Here is a 16,115-nt window from a genome sequence, read left to right as displayed (position 1 = left end):
AAGAAATAAGAAAAAGATTTGAGTATGGAGAAGATTTAAAAGAATTGGCTTATGAATATAAATTATCTTATGGCACATTAAGAAATTTATCTAGTAAAGAGAAATGGGAAAAGGGTATCAATGCCTCAATACTTTATATCAAAGAAGTAGAAAAAGATATAGAGAGTCATATAGCTGAGAGAGAAGAGATAGTTAATCATTATAGAAACTTACATAAAGCAACCTTAGCTTATCAAATTGAATTGGAAAGAAAAAAGCAAAGACCAACAAACAAAGATGCAGAAACTGCTTTGAAGACTAGAATATCTTCTCATAGAGAAAATTATCAATTTGCTAAAGAGTTATATTCAATAATGAGTCCTCAAGAGGAAATAGATTATAAATTAAGATTAGCTAGATATGAGGCATATAAAAGTGAAGTATTAGCTGGAGAAAAAGAGAGGGAAGTAAAGTTAGATGCTGATTCAGTAGATTTAAAACTCAAGAAGATAAAATTAAAAACAAAAGAAAGGAAAGCAAAAGCTTATGGAGTTGTTGTAGATGAATAGAATATGTCCTAGATGTAGAAAAGTATATTCATACAATCTAAAGAAATGTCCTAATGGATGTAATGAAAAAATTAGATCTGAATCTAATAAAGTTTATGATAAATGTCAAAGAGAAAATAGTGAATTTTATAATAGCAAAACCTGGAAAGTATTAAGGGAAAGCTGTAAAAATAAATATTCTGGTTTATGTTTATGGAGTTTATATAAGCATAAGAAAGTTAAGAAAGGTACAACAGCTCATCATATTGTTCCAGTATCCCAAGATAAAACAAAAGCTTTGTTATTATCAAACTTAGTATATGTGAGTGATGAAGCTCATAGAGAGATTCATAAACTTTATGAACTGAATAAGCTGGAGACAATAAAGCAAATAAAAGAATTTATTCAAGTATATGATCTTGAGTATGGGGGGAGGGGTATATGAGAAAGTTTTCAGGAAATGCCTTATCACCGCATCCCTCCCTTTCTTTTCACAAATTTCCCTTTGAGAAAAAATTTAGACTTTGTAAAAGGAGGTGTGGAAAATAAGAAAACCACTTGAAGCACAAACAAAACATTTAACTCAAGAAGAGAAAAAAATAAAACAGTTAGAAGAAGAATTGGTATTTGTAGGAAACGATCAATTAGAAAATCCACCAGAATGGTTAGTGAATGAAATTGCAGTTATTGAATGGATTAGGTTGGTAGAACAATTTAATAAAAAATCTATGATAAGTAATTTAGATTATAACAACTTAGGAGCTTATTGTAATGCCTTTGCTAGATATACCTCAATTGTAAAAAATTTAAAAACAGATGTGATGATTGTTGAAGATGTAAATCCACTAGTAAATTTAGAATTAAAATATTCTGACGAGATGAAAAGGTATGGAGCATTATTAGGATTAACAATGGAATCTAGGTTAAAAGTTGGAAGTGGAATAAAAACAACATCAGATGAAAAATTAAATAAAGAATTTGGAGATATTTAATGAGCATTAAAGAAGAACTTATAAAATATTCAAGAGAGTGTATAGAAGGCATAATACCAAGTGGACAAAAGCATATTTGGGCTTGTAAGCGTTTTTTAAAAGATATTGAAGAGAATCAATTTATTTGGGATGAAATAGAAGCTCAAAGAATTGTTAAATGGTTTACATATCTTAGGCACTCAAAAGGTATTTTAGCAGGAACTCCAATAGAATTAACTGTTTGGCAAAAATTTATAGTTTGTCAAATATATGCTTGGAAAAGAGAAAATGGGTATAGAAGATTCAAAAAGGCTTTTATAGAGGTTGGAAGAAAAAATGCAAAAACTCAGATGCAAGCAGGATGTATGCTTTATGAAATTTCTACAGTAGCAACTAGAAATAATGAAATAGCAGAAACCTTTTGTGCAGGAACAAAGAGAGAACAATCAAAATTATTATTTTCAGAGTGTCAAAACATGCTTATAGGGAGTCCATTATCACCAAAGTTTAAATTAACAAGAGATAAAATTGTTCATATAAAAACAACTTCATTTTTAAAACCATTATCTAAACAAGATGGAAAAACAGGAGATGGAACAAATCCAGCTGCTTTAGTTTTAGATGAATACCATCAACATACAACAACAGAGTTTTATGATTTAGCATTAGGAAGTAACTCTAAAGAATCATTATTGCTAATAATAACAACAGCAGGAGTTGATTTAAATGTCCCATGCTATACAGAAGAATATAAGTATTGCTCAGAATTATTAAATCCAGATATGGATATAGATAATGTTGAGTATTTTGTAGATATTTGTGAAGCAGATAAAGATGATGATATCGGTGATATAAGAACTTGGAAGAAAGCTAATCCATTAAGAGCAACTTATAAAGAAGGTATAGATAAAATAGCTTCTGATTATGAAGTAGCAAAAAGCATACCTGAAAAGATGATTTCGTTTAAAACAAAAATATTAAATATTTGGGTTCAAGCTAAAGACTTAGGTTATATGGATATGGAGAAATGGAAAAGATGTGAAGTTAAAAAGTTGCCATTTGATATTTTGAATAGACCTGTTTATGTAGGATTTGATATGTCAGCCAAAATAGATTTAACTAGTGTGGCTTTTATAATTCCTATAATGATTGATGAAGTTACAAAATATGTAGTATTTAGTCATTCATTTATTCCCAATAGAGATAAATTAATGGAAAGAAAATTAATAGATAAAGTTCCTTATGATAGCTGGGAGGAGAGAGGATTTCTAACAGTGACTAATACTCCAATAGTAGATCAAGAACAAGTTATGAATTATGTACTAAGAGTTTGTGAAGAAAATAAATGGAATATAAGGCATCTTTGTTTTGACCCAGCTAATGCTTCTAAATTGATGATGGACTTAGAAAATCAAGGTTATGAAGTAACGGAAGTTTATCAATCTCATAAGTCTTTAAATGAAAGTACTGCAGGATTTAGAGAACAAGTTTATTCTGAGAACGTTTATTATCTACCAAATCCATTATTAAATTATGCAATGGGTAATACAGTAATAAGGCAGAATAACGGTTTAATAAAAATAGATAAAGATGCATCGATTAGAAGAATTGACCCAATAGATGCTTTATTATGTGGGTTTAAATTAGCAATGTACCATGAATTTGAATTAGATATGAATAAATATGCTTCTGATGAATATTTAGATAGATTGTATGGAGGAGGTGAATAATTGAAAATAGTAGATAAAATTAAAAATATTATAAAAATAGATAGGAAAAAAGATGGATATTCTCTTAAAGAGATTGGAGAATTTTTAGGACTTACAGGAATTGATGTAGAAAATATAGAGCAATCAAGTGATCTATCAGAAACAATCTATTTTATATGTTTAAAACATTTATCAGAAACAATGGCTAAAATGCCTTGGGAAAAAAGAGTTCTAACTGAGAAAAAAGGTAAAGAAAGAGTTTTAGATTCCAAAATAGATAACCTCTTAAATATTAGACCAAATCCTTATATGACAGCTACAACATTTTGGGGAACAGTAGAGCTTAATAAATTGCATTATGGAAATTCATATATTTATATAGAAGCAGATAAGAATGGATTTCCTAGATATTTATGGTTGTTACCTAGTGATCAAATGGAAATTTGGATTGATAATAGAGGTATTTTAGGGAGTTTAAATGCAGTATGGTATGTTTGGACAGACCAAAGAAACGGTAAGAAATATACCTTTGAAATGGATGAAATTATTCATCTAAAAACACATATAAGTTTTGATGGATTATCAGGAGCTCCAATAAAAGATATATTAAAAACTCAAATAAGTAGTGGTAAAAATTCAATTGGATTCTTAAACAAGCTATATAAAAATAATATGTTCGGATCTAAAGTTTTAGTTCAATATACAGGAGAATTAAACAAAGCAGCTGAAGAAAAGCTTGCAAAAAAAATAGAAAGCTTTGCTAAAGCTCAAGGTTCTGGAAAATTTATACCAATGCCATTTGGAATGCAAGCTCAATTACTAGATATGAAATTAGCAGATGCTCAATTCTTTGAAAATAATAGAACCTCAGCGTTACAGTTAGCAGCAGCTTTTGGAATAAAGCCAAATGTAATAAATGATTATACAAAATCGTCATATAGCAATTCTGAAACTCAACAGGTAGATTTCTATGTTAATACTTTGCAACCTTTATTTAAAGCATATGAACAAGAATTAACATATAAATTATTAACACCAAGAGAGTTAGGAGAGGGATATAGATTAGAGATAAATGAAAAGATGCTATTTAAAATGGACAATAAAACTCAAGCTGAAGTTTATAGCAAATATTTAACTAATTTTGCTATGACACCAAATGAAGTTAGAGAAGACTTAAATCTTCCATATATAGAAGGAGGAAATACTTTATTAGGAAATGGCTCTACAATTAATTTAGAGAATATAGGAACACAGTATAAAAAAGGGGGTGAGTAGATGTCAGTATTAAATTTAGAAAAAGGAAAGATTGAAGTAAAAAATAAAGACAGCACGAAAGCGGAGTTGGTTATATTTGGAGAGATTACATCAAATAAGTGGAGTGATGATGAGATTGAACCAAAAGATGTAAAAGAATTACTAGATGAAATAAAAGATAAAGATTTAGATATTTATATTAATTCTCCTGGAGGAAGTGTATTTGCTGGTTTAGCAATTCACAATATGTTAGCTAGACACAAAGGATATAAAAAAGTTTATATTGAAGGATATGCAGCTTCAATTGCATCTGTAATAGCTATGGCAGGAGATGAGATTATAATACCAGAAAATGCATATTTAATGATTCATAAAGCTTGGGGATTAGCAATAGGAAACGCTGATGACTTAAGAGAAAGAGCTACTTTATATGAAAGATTAGATTCAACAATAGCAAATGCGTACATGTCAAAAGCTAAAGAGGGAGTAACTGAAGAAAAGTTTTTAGAACTTATGAAAGCAGAAAGTTGGTTTAATGGAAAAGAGGCTCAAGAATACTTTAATTTAACTTTAGGAGAAGGCAACAATACCAAAGCTTGTTTAGAAGGAGAAATATATAAAAATTATAAACTTCCAAAAGAATTAAAAACTAAAGCTCAGGAGCAAAAGCAAATAGAAAATAATAAAGAAAATGATAATTTCGGAAGTTCCGAAATGGATATAGCAAAAGCAAAATTAAAACTTTTAATAGAATTATAGGGAGGTCATAGATGACAAAACAACAACAATTACAGCAGGAACTTTTTAACCTTAAAAATCAAGCTAGAGAAATGTTAGATAAAGAAGGAGTAACAAAAGAACAATTTGATGAAATAAACAATAAAATTCAAATAGTTAAAGCAAAATTAAAAACATTAGAAGAGGCAATACCAGAAGATGAAGTTAATCCTCAAAATAGAAATGGAGAAAAAATCGTTAAAGTTGGAGGAATAGAACCTAAGAATACAAGTGCTAGATATGAAGAAGCTTTATTTAATGCTTTAAAAGGTACTCCAACAGCAGAAGATGCTGAAATATTAAGAGAAGCTAGAAATAGTTTAGGGTCAGAAAGTCAAGCTGATGGTGGATATTTAATTCCAATAGACCAACAAACACAAATTAATGAATTAAAAAGAGAATTTACATCATTAAGAGATTTTGTAACAGTTGAACCAGTATCAACATTAACTGGTTCAAGAGTTTTAGAAAAAGATGCAGAGCATACCTCATTTAATGCTATTGGAGAAAATACAACAATAGGAAATACGGCTAATCCTCAATTTGAACCAGTGGAGTATAAGGTTAAAAAATATGGTGGAATTTTACCAGTTCCAAATGAGTTACTAGCAGATGCAAGTGCTAAATTAAGAGGATATTTAAATAAATGGTTATCTAAAAAATCAACAGCAACAGAAAATACTTTAATAATTTCAATATTAGAAACATTTACTAAAAAAGCAATAACAGGAATAGATGACATAAAGGATGTACTTGATAAAGAATTAGATCCAGCAATATCTTCTTTATCATCAGTTATATTAAATCAAGATTCATTTAACTATTTTAATAAATTAAAAGACACACAAGGAAATTATATCTTAGAGAAAGATCCTAAAAATCCTACAAAGAAATTACTTTCTGGAAGACCAGTAATAGTTTTATCAAATAGAATATTAAAAACAAAACTAAATAAAGCACCTGTAATTATAGGTTCATTAAAGGAAGGAGTAGTTCTATTTGATAGACAAGCAATATCTTTATTAGCTACAAATACAGGTGGAGAATCATTTATTAATGATAGAACTGATATAAGAGCAATTATAAGATTAGATGTTAAAAAGTTTGATACAAATGCTGTAGTTTATGGAGAACTAGATTTATCAGCAGGAGCATAGGTGAAAATTAAATGGTCGATTTAACAAAAGCTAAAGAATATCTAAGGATAGATGAAGAGTACGAGGATTCTTTAATTGAGACATTGATAGAATTTAGTAAAGAAGAGATAGAAAATTCCACTGGAGTCACTTTTGATTCTGGTGGAGATACAAAAACTTATGAATTGGCACAGTTGATAATTATAACTGATAGATATGAAAATAGAGGTTCTCAGGATTTAGAGTTTAAACCAAATAATATATTATCGTCCCTATATACAAAATTAAAGTATGGTGATTATAATGTCCAACCTTAGTAGTAGATTAAAAAATCGAATAGAAGTTTATGCTAAAAGAAAAGTAGCTGGAAAAATTGGAACAACTTATGAAGATGTATTAGTTAAAAAATTATGGGCAGAAATAAAATTTCAATCTGGAAATATGATAAGTGGAGAGGGAAATACAGAAGCCAATAATACTAGATTTAAAATTAGAATTAGAAAAACTGAAATTGATACATCGCAGTATATCAAATTTAAAGGGTTGATATATGAAATTGAATATATTTATCCAGATTTTAAAAAGAATGGCTTTATGGACTTAATGGCAAAGTTAAAAACGGAGTAATAGTATGAGTTTAAATCAATTATCAAAAGATTTGTTAAAATTAGCAAATAGCATAAATAATGGTAAAGATGCTAAAGAGTTTCTAAGAAAAAGTGGAAATAAATTAAAAAATAAAACTTTAAATATTGCAAAAGTTAGAGTTAATGAAAATACTGGAAATTATTTAAAAAGTATCAAAAGAGGTAAAGTTTATGATTTTAAAGGGGATTTAGCAGTTAGGGCATATTCAACTGCTCCCCATGCTCATCTTATTGAATATGGGCATATAAAGAAAGATAGAACAGGCAAAGAACATGGATTTAAAAGAGGAAAACATGTTTTCACAACAGCAGCTAAAGATTTTGAAGATGAATTTTATAAAGATACTGAAAAATTTATTGATGATATCCTTATGAAAACTGGTTTTAAGTAGGTGAATATGACAAAGTTTATAGATATACAAGCTGGAATTGTAGCTAAATTAGAAAAATATGCTCCAGAAGTAGATGTTAATTCATCTGACATAGAAGAAGGATTTAAAAGACCATGTTTTTATGTAGAAATGTTGGATGTAGATATGGATAATTTAGCAAATAATTTTGATGAAAAGAAAATTGAGTTTGATATTCTTTATTTTCCAAAGCATCAAAAGAAAAATCAAGAAGATCTATTGAAGATGAGAGATATTTTAACAGAAGCATTTAGTGAAAATAGAGAGATTCAAATATCTGATGATTTAATAACAGAATCTGAAGATGTAAATGTATTTGAAGTTGATAAAGTTCTACATTGTACTTTTAATATCTTTATAGCAGAGCAATATAATAAAGTATATGAGTACAACATGGAAGAGTTAGAGTTTAAGGAGGGAATTGATGTCAACAAATAATGGATTACCAAGTCTTGATATAACATTTAAAGGCTTGGGTGTAAGTGCAATTAAAAGAGGAGAAAGAGGCTATGCTACTTTAATTCTTGAGGATAGCACTGAAGGAGAAAATAAAAAGAAATATACAACAATTAGTGACTTTACAAGTGAAGAACAAGCTAAGTTTACTCCAGGAAATGTTGAATATATAAAAGATGCTTTAGAAGGAACACCGTTAGCATTATATGTTTTTAAATTAGGAATAGAAGGTGTATTAGCTGATTTGTTAAATAAAATAAAAGGTATTATTCCAAGAAACTCATGGATTGCAATACTATCATCTACTCCTAAAAATCATACTGATTTAGCAACCTTTGTAAAAGGCGAAAATAAAAATAATAAAAAAAGATATAAAGCTATGATATTTAAAGGAACAACTCCAGATGATATGCATATTGTAAATCAAACTAATGAAAAAGTAGTTTTTCCTGATGAAAGAGGAGAAGTTACAGGAGATAAAGCAATACCATATTTATTAGGTTATTATGCAGGATTAAGCATGATGATGTCTGGAATAGCAAAACCTTTAAAATTTATTAGTGTAACAGAACCAGAAGATTTAGGAGTAGCTATTTCAAATGGAGAACATGTACTTTTTAATGATGAAGGAGTAGTAAAAGTTTCAAGAGCAGTAAATTCATTAGTTACTTTAGGTGAAGGGGTAACTGAAGAAATGACACATATAAATACTGTTGAAAAAATGGATTTAATCTATTGTGATATTTATAACGCTTGGGATATTAGCTATAAAGGAAAATATCCAAATATTTTAGATAATCAAATGCTTTTAATTTCAGCGATAAATGGATATTTTAAATCTTTAGCTAGAGATAAAATATTAGATCCTAATTTTGATAATAGGTCATTAGTTGATATAGAAGCTCAAAGATTAGCAAATTATCCAAAGTATGGAGAGGAAACTGTAAATGCTTGGGATGATAACTATGCTATGAAAATGACAGTAGCAACAAAAGTATTTTTAAAAGGGAATATAAAGATAAGTGGAATTATGGAAGATTTCTTCTTCGATATATTCATGTAATGGAGGGTGGAATAAATGGCAAATCCTAAGAAAAATGATTACTTTAGTGGAAATAAGGGCAATCTATGGATTAATGGAAAAGAGGTTTTAACTGTAGTTAAAGCAAAAGCTATAAGAAAACCAAAATATGAAGAGATTCCAGCTCCTATTGGTGATGGAACAGTAAGGGTAAAAGTAGGAGAAACACTTGAATTTAATGGAACATTTAAATATTTAGGAACAGAAGAATTAGATGCTTTTAATGAAGAGGAAGACGTTTCTTTAGTTATTGCAAATACAAATATTTCAGGTAAAGTGACAAAAAGGCTTAAATTAGATGGAGTTACATTTGATGAAGAAACTTTAATTGATTTTGAAAAAGGTAAAGTTCAAGAAATTGAATTATCAGGACAAGCTGAAACACATGAGTGGTTACAACAATAAAATAAAAAAGCTCCTCATTTAGTAGGAGCTTTAAATTCAAAAGGAGAGAGAATGGGAAAACAAGTATTAAAGTTAGAAGATTTTTTAAATAAATTCGCTGAAAATGAGGAGAAAAAAGTAAAGATAACACATATTGATGTTCCAAACTATGGGTTGATTGAGTTTGCTAGACCTAGGGAAGGAGTTATCTTAGATTATTTAAATGAAATTTCAAAAGGTGTTGAGGTAACTCAAGATAAAAGTACTTCTGTAGATAAACAAGTTAAAGAAAGCACAAAGGCAGATTTAAAAATACTTTTAGAAGCAGCTCAAAAGTTTGTATATCTATGTTGTCCAATGCTACAAGCTAAAGAGGTTAGAGATAAATTCAAATCTATAACTCCATATGAGATTCCTACAGCGGTATTTGGATATAATCAAACTCAAGATTTAGCAAATGAATTAAGTGATATTTTTGATGGAACTGCAACAAGAAAAAAGGTTGAAGAAGAAATAAAAAACTAATTGGAGATAGTAAGGAATATGGTGAATTATTCTGGATTTCTTACTATCTTGATAAAGGACATAAATTAGATTATTTATTAAATTTGAGTTATGAAGAACAAATATTTTTTCAAAGAAGTATGGAAAAAATGAATGAAGAAAAAGTACTTTATGACATTGAAAAAATGAAAGCATTTTTAAAAGCTTTAGGAGGTGAGTAAAAATAAGTAATAAAGTAATAAATACAATACTTACATTAAGAGATAAGATGTCTGAGCCTCTTAAAGCAGCTTCAAAAGCTACAGCAATGGCTAGTAGTCAATTGGAAAAAGCAAAGGAACAAGTTAAAAAATATGAGGGAACAATTGCAAATGCAAATAAAGGAATAAATCATTCTAAAGCTACTATAGCAGGACTTTCTAAAGCATATGCTAATAATTCAAAACAAATTGAGAAAACAAAAGCAGAGATAGAAAAATATAGTAATACTACTGGGCTTTCAGAAAAGCAAATGGAAACATATGCAAAAAAACTTGAGGAAGCTAAAAGTAAGTTAAGAACTTTAGAAACTGCTCAGGAAGCTAATACCAAAGCTACTGAAACAGCTAGAAAAGTAATTACTGATTATGAAAGAACTATAACAAGTAATAGTGAACGCTTAAATCAAGCAAGAAATAAAGTAAGACAGTATTCTCAATCTATATCTGAAACTAATAAAAGGGTGGAAGAAGCTAAAAGAAAAGTTAAAGAGTGGGGAAAAGCTGCGATAAGTGCTATGGATACTCTTATAAAAAGAGCAGCACAAGTAACTTTAGCAGTAGCTTCTATAATTAGTGGATTTGCAGTTAAAGAAGGATTTGGAGAAGCTATAAATCTTGAAGGTTATAAAATGCAGCTAGAAACAGCAACCAAATCTACAGAAAAAGCAGGACAATTAATGTCTAAAGCAATAAAATTTGCTAACTCAACTCCTTTTGAAACTGGTGAAGTAGTTGAAGCAACCGCTAAAATGGAAGCTTATGGTATTTCATCAGAAAGATGGTTAAAAGATGTAGCTGATATGGCTGGAGCAACAAATAAATCAATTGACCAAGCAACAGAAGCTATGGCTGATGGTGTAATGGGAGAATTTGAAAGATTAAAAGAGTTTGGAATAAAAAAAGAACAATTGATGGAAGCAGCAGCTAAAAAATATGGTAAAAATGTTGTTTTTAATAAAAGAGGTCAGATAAAGGATCAAATTAAATTAGAAGCAATTTTACAAGCTGAAATGCAAAAGAAGTTTGCTGGTGGAGCTGAAAAACAAGCAAAAACTTTAAAAGGATTATGGTCAACTGTAACAGGAGTTACAAAATCATCACTAGCTAAAATAGTGGGAATAACAGAAGAGGGAACAGTTAGACAAGGAAGTCTTTATGAAAAATTAAAACAGCAAATAGAAAGAGTTGTAGAGATTTTAAATAAATGGCAAGAGGATGGAACTATAGATAGGATTGCAGAAAAAGTTACAAAAGCAGTAGAAAGTATGATTGTATTCTTTGGAAATTTATTTAAGTTTATAAAAGAACATAGGGCATTAATAGAGACAGTATTAGTATTTGTTTCAAGCATTTATTTGACTATAAAAGCTTTAGCAGTATTAAAATCTGTAATAACAGTAGTTTCAATAGTTGTAGGAATATTGAATGGAACACTGGCATTGACTCCATTAGGTTGGGTAGTGTTAGCCATAGCTGGAGTTGTAGCAGCTTGTTATGCTTTATGGCAACATTTAGATGCCGTTATAAATATGTTTAAAGGTTTATTTGCTTGGATTAAAAATTTATTAGATTCTTTAGGACCTTTTGGATTTGCATTTGCAGCTTTAACAGGACCAATAGGATTAGTTGTATCAGCAGTTTTAGGACTTATTCAACACTTTGAAAAAGTAAAAGAAGTTGCATCTAAGGCACTAGGATTTGTTAAAAACTTATTTGGTTTTAAGGATAAAGAAATAGATGTAACTATTGATGAAACTAAAAATTCAAAAAGTAAAGTTGAAGATATTAAAGATGTGAAATTAACTACTCCAAGTGGAATTGGAAATGTTAGTATTCCAGATCTAAAAGTTCCAACAAAGGCAGAGCCTAATTTTGGACAGAATAAAAAATATAGTCAGGAAAAAAGTTCTCCAAAGTCAAATGCAGCTCCTCAATACACAATAGTGGTAAAAGGTGATGTTTATGGTTTTAACGATTTTAAAGATAAAGTTGCAGAGGCATTTGTAAAGATAACAAATCCAAATCTATCAAATATGGTGAGGTAATAAATGATTTCAAGTATAGCAAATTATATATTAAAAGGTATGGAAATATACTTTTCAGTGGACAATAACAAAGAAATATTTAAACTTCCATATGTTCCTCCAGATGTTGAATTTGAATCTCCTTTAGATTTTGAACTTTTTGAAACTACAAGTGGAAAATTTTTGACTTTAGTTGGAGAAAGAGGACTAAAAACATTAACTATAGAGAGTTTTTTTCCCTCTAAATTTTATGGTTGGCTAGGGAGTATCACCCTAGCACCACTTTGTGTTGATTTCTTTGAAAGGCATAGAAATAAAAAACTTAGAATTGTAGTTGCAAGTTTGTCAATCCAAGAAAATATGGAGTGCATTATAACAGAATTTAAATACAGTAAAAAACATAATGGTGATATAAAATATACTCTTACAGTTCAAGAATATATAAATCCCAATAAGAATGGAGGGAATAGTGCATAAATTAAAATTAATTCAAGGAGATACTATAACAGACATAACAAATATGGCAGGAAGTATTTCTTTAAATACAAGTATAGAGACTTTAGGAGCTACATTTGATTTTAGTATGCCTAGAAACTTTATAGATTCAAATTATGCTTTAACTGAAATAATAAAAACTGGAGATATTGTTAAGTTTGAAAATGAGAAAAATCTATTTACTGGAGTCATTGTAGATATAGATACATTAAAATTTTCAAAAGAAATAAAATGTTTTGATTTTTATTTTTATCTTAATAAAAACAAAGTTATAAAGCAATTTAATAGCTTAAATGCTTCTTCTTGTATAGAAAGCCTATTGAAAAGTATAGGTGCTAAAATAGGTAAAATAGAGCCAATAGCGACATCAATTGATAAGATTTATAAAAATAATACTGTAGCTGAGATAATAGATGATATTTTGAAAATAGTAACTGAAGAAACAGGAAAAAAATATCTTTTAGAGATTGAGGGAGTTACATTTAATTTGATAGCTCATAAAAAAATAAAAGTACAAGTAACTAATAATATATTTGGAATGCCTACTCTTACAGAAAGTATATCAAATATGAAAAATGTTGTTCTTGTTGTGTCAAATGATTCAGAGGATGAGAGTATTTATGCAAAAGCAGAAGATAAAGAAAGTATTCAAAAATATGGAATGCTTCAAGAGGTAGTTGAAGTTGATCCAGATAAAGATGATATATCAAAAGTTAGGAATATAGCTTCTCAAAAGTTAAAAGAACTAAATAAAGTCCTGACTACTTCAAGCTTAGATGTATTAGGAAATGATGAACTTAGAGCTGGAAGATTACTAGATGTTGAAATTAAGGAATTTAGTTTAAAAGAAGAGTTTTTAATAAAAAGTTGCACTCATACTTTTCCAAAGGGTAAACACATTTGTAGTTTAGAGCTGGAGGTGAGCTAATGGATTATAAGAGAATTATGAATAAAATGATGAAGGAAAGAGAGAATGTTTCAGTTGAATTTGAGCCATGTATTGGAAAAGTAATTAAAGCTCCTCCAGATACAACTATATCAATTTTAGATGGACAAGTAACTTTATACCCTCATATGTTATATATGAATGATAGATTATATGATGATTATACAAGGGAATTTGATATAACAGGAACAATAACTGAGATAACAATAAATACAACATCATCAAATAATACATGCCCGTTAGGTGCAGTAAATCCTCATGGAACAATAGAAGGGAAAGGGAAATATAAAGCTACTGGAACAATTATAAATACAGATACTCTAAAAGTTGGAGATTATGTAAAAGTTGTTCCTACAGAAAAAGGACAAAAATGGTTTATAGATTCAAAGTTTAGGAAGGTGAAACCATGAGTATATTTCCTGTTTTTGATGAAAGTATAGATGTTAAAGAGGTAAGTGAAACTAAAGGAAAGAAAGAGATTCTTTTTGATTTTAAAGCTAAAAAAGTTGTTATAGTTGATGGAAAAACTAAAGAAGCTAGTGAAGTAGAACAAGTTAAACAATGGATTCAGCTATTGTTATTAACTGAAACAAACAAGTATAGAGTTTATGATGATACTGGTTTTGGAATGACTGATTTATATAATTTAAGAGGTCATAGTATATTTAATACTCCTTTTGGAGTAATGGAATTAGAAAGAGAAATAAAAGAGAAAATTCAGAAAAAAGATGAAGTAAAAGAAGTTAAAAATATTAAATCATCAACAGGATTTAATTCTTTAAATATAGAGGTAACAGTTGTATTAAAAAGTGGAGAAACTCTAACAAGTGAGGTGAGTATATAAAGTGACAACATATAAAGTACCAACTATAGATGAAATAGAAAAAGAAATGTTAGGGAATATTCCAGATGATTATGTAAAGGATGTTGGAACTTTTACAAGAGATTTAACAAGAACATATGCTATTGAATCTTATAAGTTTGAAAAAAAACTAGAAGAATATTTTAAAAAATTAGACATATATAACTTAACTGGTGAAGAACTAACAAAATTTGTAAAACAAAGAAAAGGTGTAATAAGAAAAGAAGCAAATAAAGCTAAGGGAATTTTAACTGTAAAAGGAAATGGAACTATTAAAGTTGGTGATATTTTTGAAACAGAAAGTGGAAATAGATATAAAGCAATAGAGGAAGTTGTTATAAGTACAATTGGAACTGTAAACATAGAAGCTGAAATTCCAGGAGCAAATGGAAATGTTGGAGCAAATTCAATAACACTTATTCCAATTACAATTCAAGGTATTTCGGAAGTCACGAATAAGACTCAACTGATAGATGGATATGATGAAGAAACAGATGATTCTTTAAGAGAAAGGTATCTGATAGAAATACAAAAACCTGCAACATCAGGAAACAAATACCATTATATGCAATGGGGAAGAGAGGTTGTAGGAGTAGGTGATGTAAGAGTATTTCCATTATGGCAAGGAAATAACACTGTTCAGATGGTTATAATTGATGATAATAAAGTTGTAGCAAATGAGGAGTTAATAAATAGAGTTCAAGAATATGTAGATCCTAAAGGACATAATAATGAAACTTGGGGTACGGGAGCTGGTCAAGCACCAATAGGAGCGTATTGCACAGTAAGTACTGCAACAGCTAAAGCAATAAATATAAACAGTACATTAATACTAAAAGATGGTTATAACTTAGATGAATTAAAACCATTAATAGAGATAGAAATAAAAGAATACTTAAAGAATATTGCATTTAAAAGAGATACTGTTTCTTATGCAATCTTATCAAGTTGGATTTTAAATGTAGAAGGAGTTCAAGAGTGGACAAGTTTTACAATAAATGGATTACAAGAAAATGTAAATATAGGAATAAAAGAAGTTGCAGTTCTTGGGAGTGTGACTTTAAATGTCGCATAAAATTCAAATTATCAATAATTTACATAAAGTTTTTAGAGGAGATCCTTATATTAATAGTTTATTAGGAACTGCTGGAGAAAGATTAGACAATATTTCAATTAAAGCTGATGAAATAGAAAAAGAGTACTGGTTTGATACCATGTCAGCTATTGGAATAGCTATAATGGAAAATCAAATGGATTATAAATGCATGGGAAAAACAATTGAAGAGAAAAGAGAAGAAATAGAAGGTCATTGGAAAATAGCGGGAAAATGTGATTTACAGTTACTTCAAACAATAGCTAACTCATGGAGAAATGGGCAAGTTGCTGTAATGTTTACTAATGCTGTTATAGAAATTACTTTTATTTCAATCGTTGGAATACCTCGTGATGTAGATGCCTTAAAAGCAGCGATAGATAATGCAAAACCAGCTCATTTACCAATAAACTATACATTTAGATATAGAGTATGGGGGTTATTACCTCCTAAAAATTGGGAGTATTATAAAAAATATACATGGGAAGAAGTAATGAAAAAGGAAGGGATATAGATGCCAGATTATACAGGAAATTTAAATTTAGCGAAACCAATTCCAAATGAAGATTCAGCGGATAT

21 protein-coding genes are annotated in these 16,115 nt (G+C 29.0%); all 21 read left to right on the top strand.

Going from position 1 to position 16,115, the window contains the following annotated elements:
• Window positions 1-548, top strand: a 548-nt coding sequence (locus ACRDDY_RS19405) for a hypothetical protein (RefSeq protein WP_438566552.1), incomplete at its 5' end; no start/stop codon positions are given.
• The gene (locus tag ACRDDY_RS19400; protein ID WP_438566551.1) at window positions 541-972 is read left to right on the top strand and encodes a hypothetical protein; all 432 of its coding nucleotides are present in this window, start codon (window positions 541-543) and stop codon (window positions 970-972) included. The genes ACRDDY_RS19405 and ACRDDY_RS19400, both read left to right, overlap by 8 nt.
• A 91-nt stretch (window positions 973-1,063) precedes the next feature.
• Window positions 1,064-1,519, top strand: a complete 456-nt coding sequence (locus ACRDDY_RS19395) for a P27 family phage terminase small subunit (protein ID WP_438566550.1) — start codon at window positions 1,064-1,066, stop codon at window positions 1,517-1,519.
• The gene (locus ACRDDY_RS19390; RefSeq protein ID WP_438566549.1) at window positions 1,519-3,228 is read left to right on the top strand and encodes a terminase large subunit; all 1,710 of its coding nucleotides are present in this window, start codon (window positions 1,519-1,521) and stop codon (window positions 3,226-3,228) included. The genes ACRDDY_RS19395 and ACRDDY_RS19390 overlap by 1 nt, the downstream gene beginning before the upstream one ends.
• On the top strand, window positions 3,229-4,482 hold the full coding sequence (locus ACRDDY_RS19385) for a phage portal protein (protein ID WP_438566548.1): 1,254 nt from the start codon (window positions 3,229-3,231) through the stop codon (window positions 4,480-4,482).
• Window positions 4,483-5,220, top strand: coding sequence for a head maturation protease, ClpP-related (locus ACRDDY_RS19380; RefSeq protein WP_266188502.1), 738 nt, complete (start codon window positions 4,483-4,485; stop codon window positions 5,218-5,220).
• An 11-nt stretch (window positions 5,221-5,231) separates the two neighbouring features.
• Window positions 5,232-6,395, top strand: a complete 1,164-nt coding sequence (locus tag ACRDDY_RS19375; protein WP_438566547.1) for a phage major capsid protein — start codon at window positions 5,232-5,234, stop codon at window positions 6,393-6,395.
• Between the two features lie 11 nt (window positions 6,396-6,406).
• The gene (locus ACRDDY_RS19370; RefSeq protein ID WP_438566546.1) at window positions 6,407-6,691 is read left to right on the top strand and encodes a head-tail connector protein; all 285 of its coding nucleotides are present in this window, start codon (window positions 6,407-6,409) and stop codon (window positions 6,689-6,691) included.
• Entirely contained in the window at window positions 6,678-7,001 is a 324-nt protein-coding gene (locus ACRDDY_RS19365; RefSeq protein WP_438566545.1) for a phage head closure protein, read from the top strand. Before ACRDDY_RS19370 ends, ACRDDY_RS19365 begins: the two co-directional genes overlap by 14 nt.
• Window positions 7,002-7,005: 4 nt before the next feature.
• A complete protein-coding gene (locus ACRDDY_RS19360) occupies window positions 7,006-7,413 on the top strand; it encodes an HK97 gp10 family phage protein (protein WP_438566544.1) in 408 nt (135 codons plus the stop codon).
• A 6-nt stretch (window positions 7,414-7,419) separates the two neighbouring features.
• Window positions 7,420-7,869 carry a phage tail terminator family protein gene (locus ACRDDY_RS19355; RefSeq protein WP_438566543.1) on the top strand — a complete coding sequence of 150 codons (450 nt, stop codon included), beginning with the start codon at window positions 7,420-7,422 and terminating at the stop codon, window positions 7,867-7,869.
• Entirely contained in the window at window positions 7,856-8,950 is a 1,095-nt protein-coding gene (locus ACRDDY_RS19350) for a phage tail sheath C-terminal domain-containing protein (RefSeq protein ID WP_438566542.1), read from the top strand. Before ACRDDY_RS19355 ends, ACRDDY_RS19350 begins: the two co-directional genes overlap by 14 nt.
• A 15-nt stretch (window positions 8,951-8,965) precedes the next feature.
• The gene (locus ACRDDY_RS19345; RefSeq protein ID WP_266188495.1) at window positions 8,966-9,373 is read left to right on the top strand and encodes a phage tail tube protein; all 408 of its coding nucleotides are present in this window, start codon (window positions 8,966-8,968) and stop codon (window positions 9,371-9,373) included.
• A gap of 51 nt (window positions 9,374-9,424) precedes the next feature.
• Window positions 9,425-9,877: a hypothetical protein gene (locus tag ACRDDY_RS19340; protein WP_266188494.1), complete on the top strand. Its 453-nt coding sequence runs from the start codon at window positions 9,425-9,427 to the stop codon at window positions 9,875-9,877.
• Between the two features lie 247 nt (window positions 9,878-10,124).
• Window positions 10,125-12,161 carry a hypothetical protein gene (locus tag ACRDDY_RS19335; RefSeq protein WP_438566541.1) on the top strand — a complete coding sequence of 679 codons (2,037 nt, stop codon included), beginning with the start codon at window positions 10,125-10,127 and terminating at the stop codon, window positions 12,159-12,161.
• A 3-nt stretch (window positions 12,162-12,164) separates the two neighbouring features.
• Window positions 12,165-12,617, top strand: a complete 453-nt coding sequence (locus ACRDDY_RS19330; protein ID WP_438566540.1) for a hypothetical protein — start codon at window positions 12,165-12,167, stop codon at window positions 12,615-12,617.
• Window positions 12,610-13,563: an XkdQ/YqbQ family protein gene (locus ACRDDY_RS19325; RefSeq protein WP_438566539.1), complete on the top strand. Its 954-nt coding sequence runs from the start codon at window positions 12,610-12,612 to the stop codon at window positions 13,561-13,563. Before ACRDDY_RS19330 ends, ACRDDY_RS19325 begins: the two co-directional genes overlap by 8 nt.
• Window positions 13,563-13,991: a DUF2577 family protein gene (locus ACRDDY_RS19320; RefSeq protein ID WP_438566538.1), complete on the top strand. Its 429-nt coding sequence runs from the start codon at window positions 13,563-13,565 to the stop codon at window positions 13,989-13,991. Before ACRDDY_RS19325 ends, ACRDDY_RS19320 begins: the two co-directional genes overlap by 1 nt.
• Entirely contained in the window at window positions 13,988-14,425 is a 438-nt protein-coding gene (locus tag ACRDDY_RS19315; protein ID WP_438566537.1) for a DUF2634 domain-containing protein, read from the top strand. The genes ACRDDY_RS19320 and ACRDDY_RS19315 overlap by 4 nt, the downstream gene beginning before the upstream one ends.
• A gap of 1 nt (window position 14,426) precedes the next feature.
• Window positions 14,427-15,518 (top strand): baseplate J/gp47 family protein, encoded by a 1,092-nt coding sequence (locus tag ACRDDY_RS19310; protein WP_438566536.1) that lies wholly within the window; start codon window positions 14,427-14,429, stop codon window positions 15,516-15,518.
• Window positions 15,508-16,050 (top strand): DUF2313 domain-containing protein, encoded by a 543-nt coding sequence (locus ACRDDY_RS19305; protein ID WP_266188487.1) that lies wholly within the window; start codon window positions 15,508-15,510, stop codon window positions 16,048-16,050. The genes ACRDDY_RS19310 and ACRDDY_RS19305 overlap by 11 nt, the downstream gene beginning before the upstream one ends.
• Window positions 16,051-16,115: the final 65 nt, after the last annotated feature.

The sequence above is a fragment of the Clostridium sp. genome (assembly GCF_051656525.1).
Classification (GTDB): domain Bacteria; phylum Bacillota; class Clostridia; order Clostridiales; family Clostridiaceae; genus Clostridium.
Note: the sequence above shows the minus strand (reverse complement) of the source record. Positions and strands in the feature narration are given on the sequence as shown.

Excerpts from the sequence above, each read along its gene's own strand:
- ACRDDY_RS19365 (WP_438566545.1), top strand. The coding sequence starts at position 6,678 with ATGTCCAACCTTAGTAGTAGATTAAAAAATCGAATAGAAGTTTATGCT.
- ACRDDY_RS19350 (WP_438566542.1), top strand. The coding sequence starts at position 7,856 with ATGTCAACAAATAATGGATTACCAAGTCTTGATATAACATTTAAAGGC.
- ACRDDY_RS19380 (WP_266188502.1), top strand. The coding sequence starts at position 4,483 with ATGTCAGTATTAAATTTAGAAAAAGGAAAGATTGAAGTAAAAAATAAA.
- ACRDDY_RS19305 (WP_266188487.1), top strand. The coding sequence starts at position 15,508 with ATGTCGCATAAAATTCAAATTATCAATAATTTACATAAAGTTTTTAGA.
- ACRDDY_RS19315 (WP_438566537.1), top strand. The coding sequence starts at position 13,988 with ATGAGTATATTTCCTGTTTTTGATGAAAGTATAGATGTTAAAGAGGTA.
- ACRDDY_RS19335 (WP_438566541.1), top strand. The coding sequence starts at position 10,125 with ATGTCTGAGCCTCTTAAAGCAGCTTCAAAAGCTACAGCAATGGCTAGT.
- ACRDDY_RS19370 (WP_438566546.1), top strand. The coding sequence starts at position 6,407 with ATGGTCGATTTAACAAAAGCTAAAGAATATCTAAGGATAGATGAAGAG.
- ACRDDY_RS19345 (WP_266188495.1), top strand. The coding sequence starts at position 8,966 with ATGGCAAATCCTAAGAAAAATGATTACTTTAGTGGAAATAAGGGCAAT.
- ACRDDY_RS19375 (WP_438566547.1), top strand. The coding sequence starts at position 5,232 with ATGACAAAACAACAACAATTACAGCAGGAACTTTTTAACCTTAAAAAT.
- ACRDDY_RS19320 (WP_438566538.1), top strand. The coding sequence starts at position 13,563 with ATGGATTATAAGAGAATTATGAATAAAATGATGAAGGAAAGAGAGAAT.
- ACRDDY_RS19400 (WP_438566551.1), top strand. The coding sequence starts at position 541 with ATGAATAGAATATGTCCTAGATGTAGAAAAGTATATTCATACAATCTA.
- ACRDDY_RS19390 (WP_438566549.1), top strand. The coding sequence starts at position 1,519 with ATGAGCATTAAAGAAGAACTTATAAAATATTCAAGAGAGTGTATAGAA.
- ACRDDY_RS19340 (WP_266188494.1), top strand. The coding sequence starts at position 9,425 with ATGGGAAAACAAGTATTAAAGTTAGAAGATTTTTTAAATAAATTCGCT.
- ACRDDY_RS19355 (WP_438566543.1), top strand. The coding sequence starts at position 7,420 with ATGACAAAGTTTATAGATATACAAGCTGGAATTGTAGCTAAATTAGAA.
- ACRDDY_RS19360 (WP_438566544.1), top strand. The coding sequence starts at position 7,006 with ATGAGTTTAAATCAATTATCAAAAGATTTGTTAAAATTAGCAAATAGC.
- ACRDDY_RS19330 (WP_438566540.1), top strand. The coding sequence starts at position 12,165 with ATGATTTCAAGTATAGCAAATTATATATTAAAAGGTATGGAAATATAC.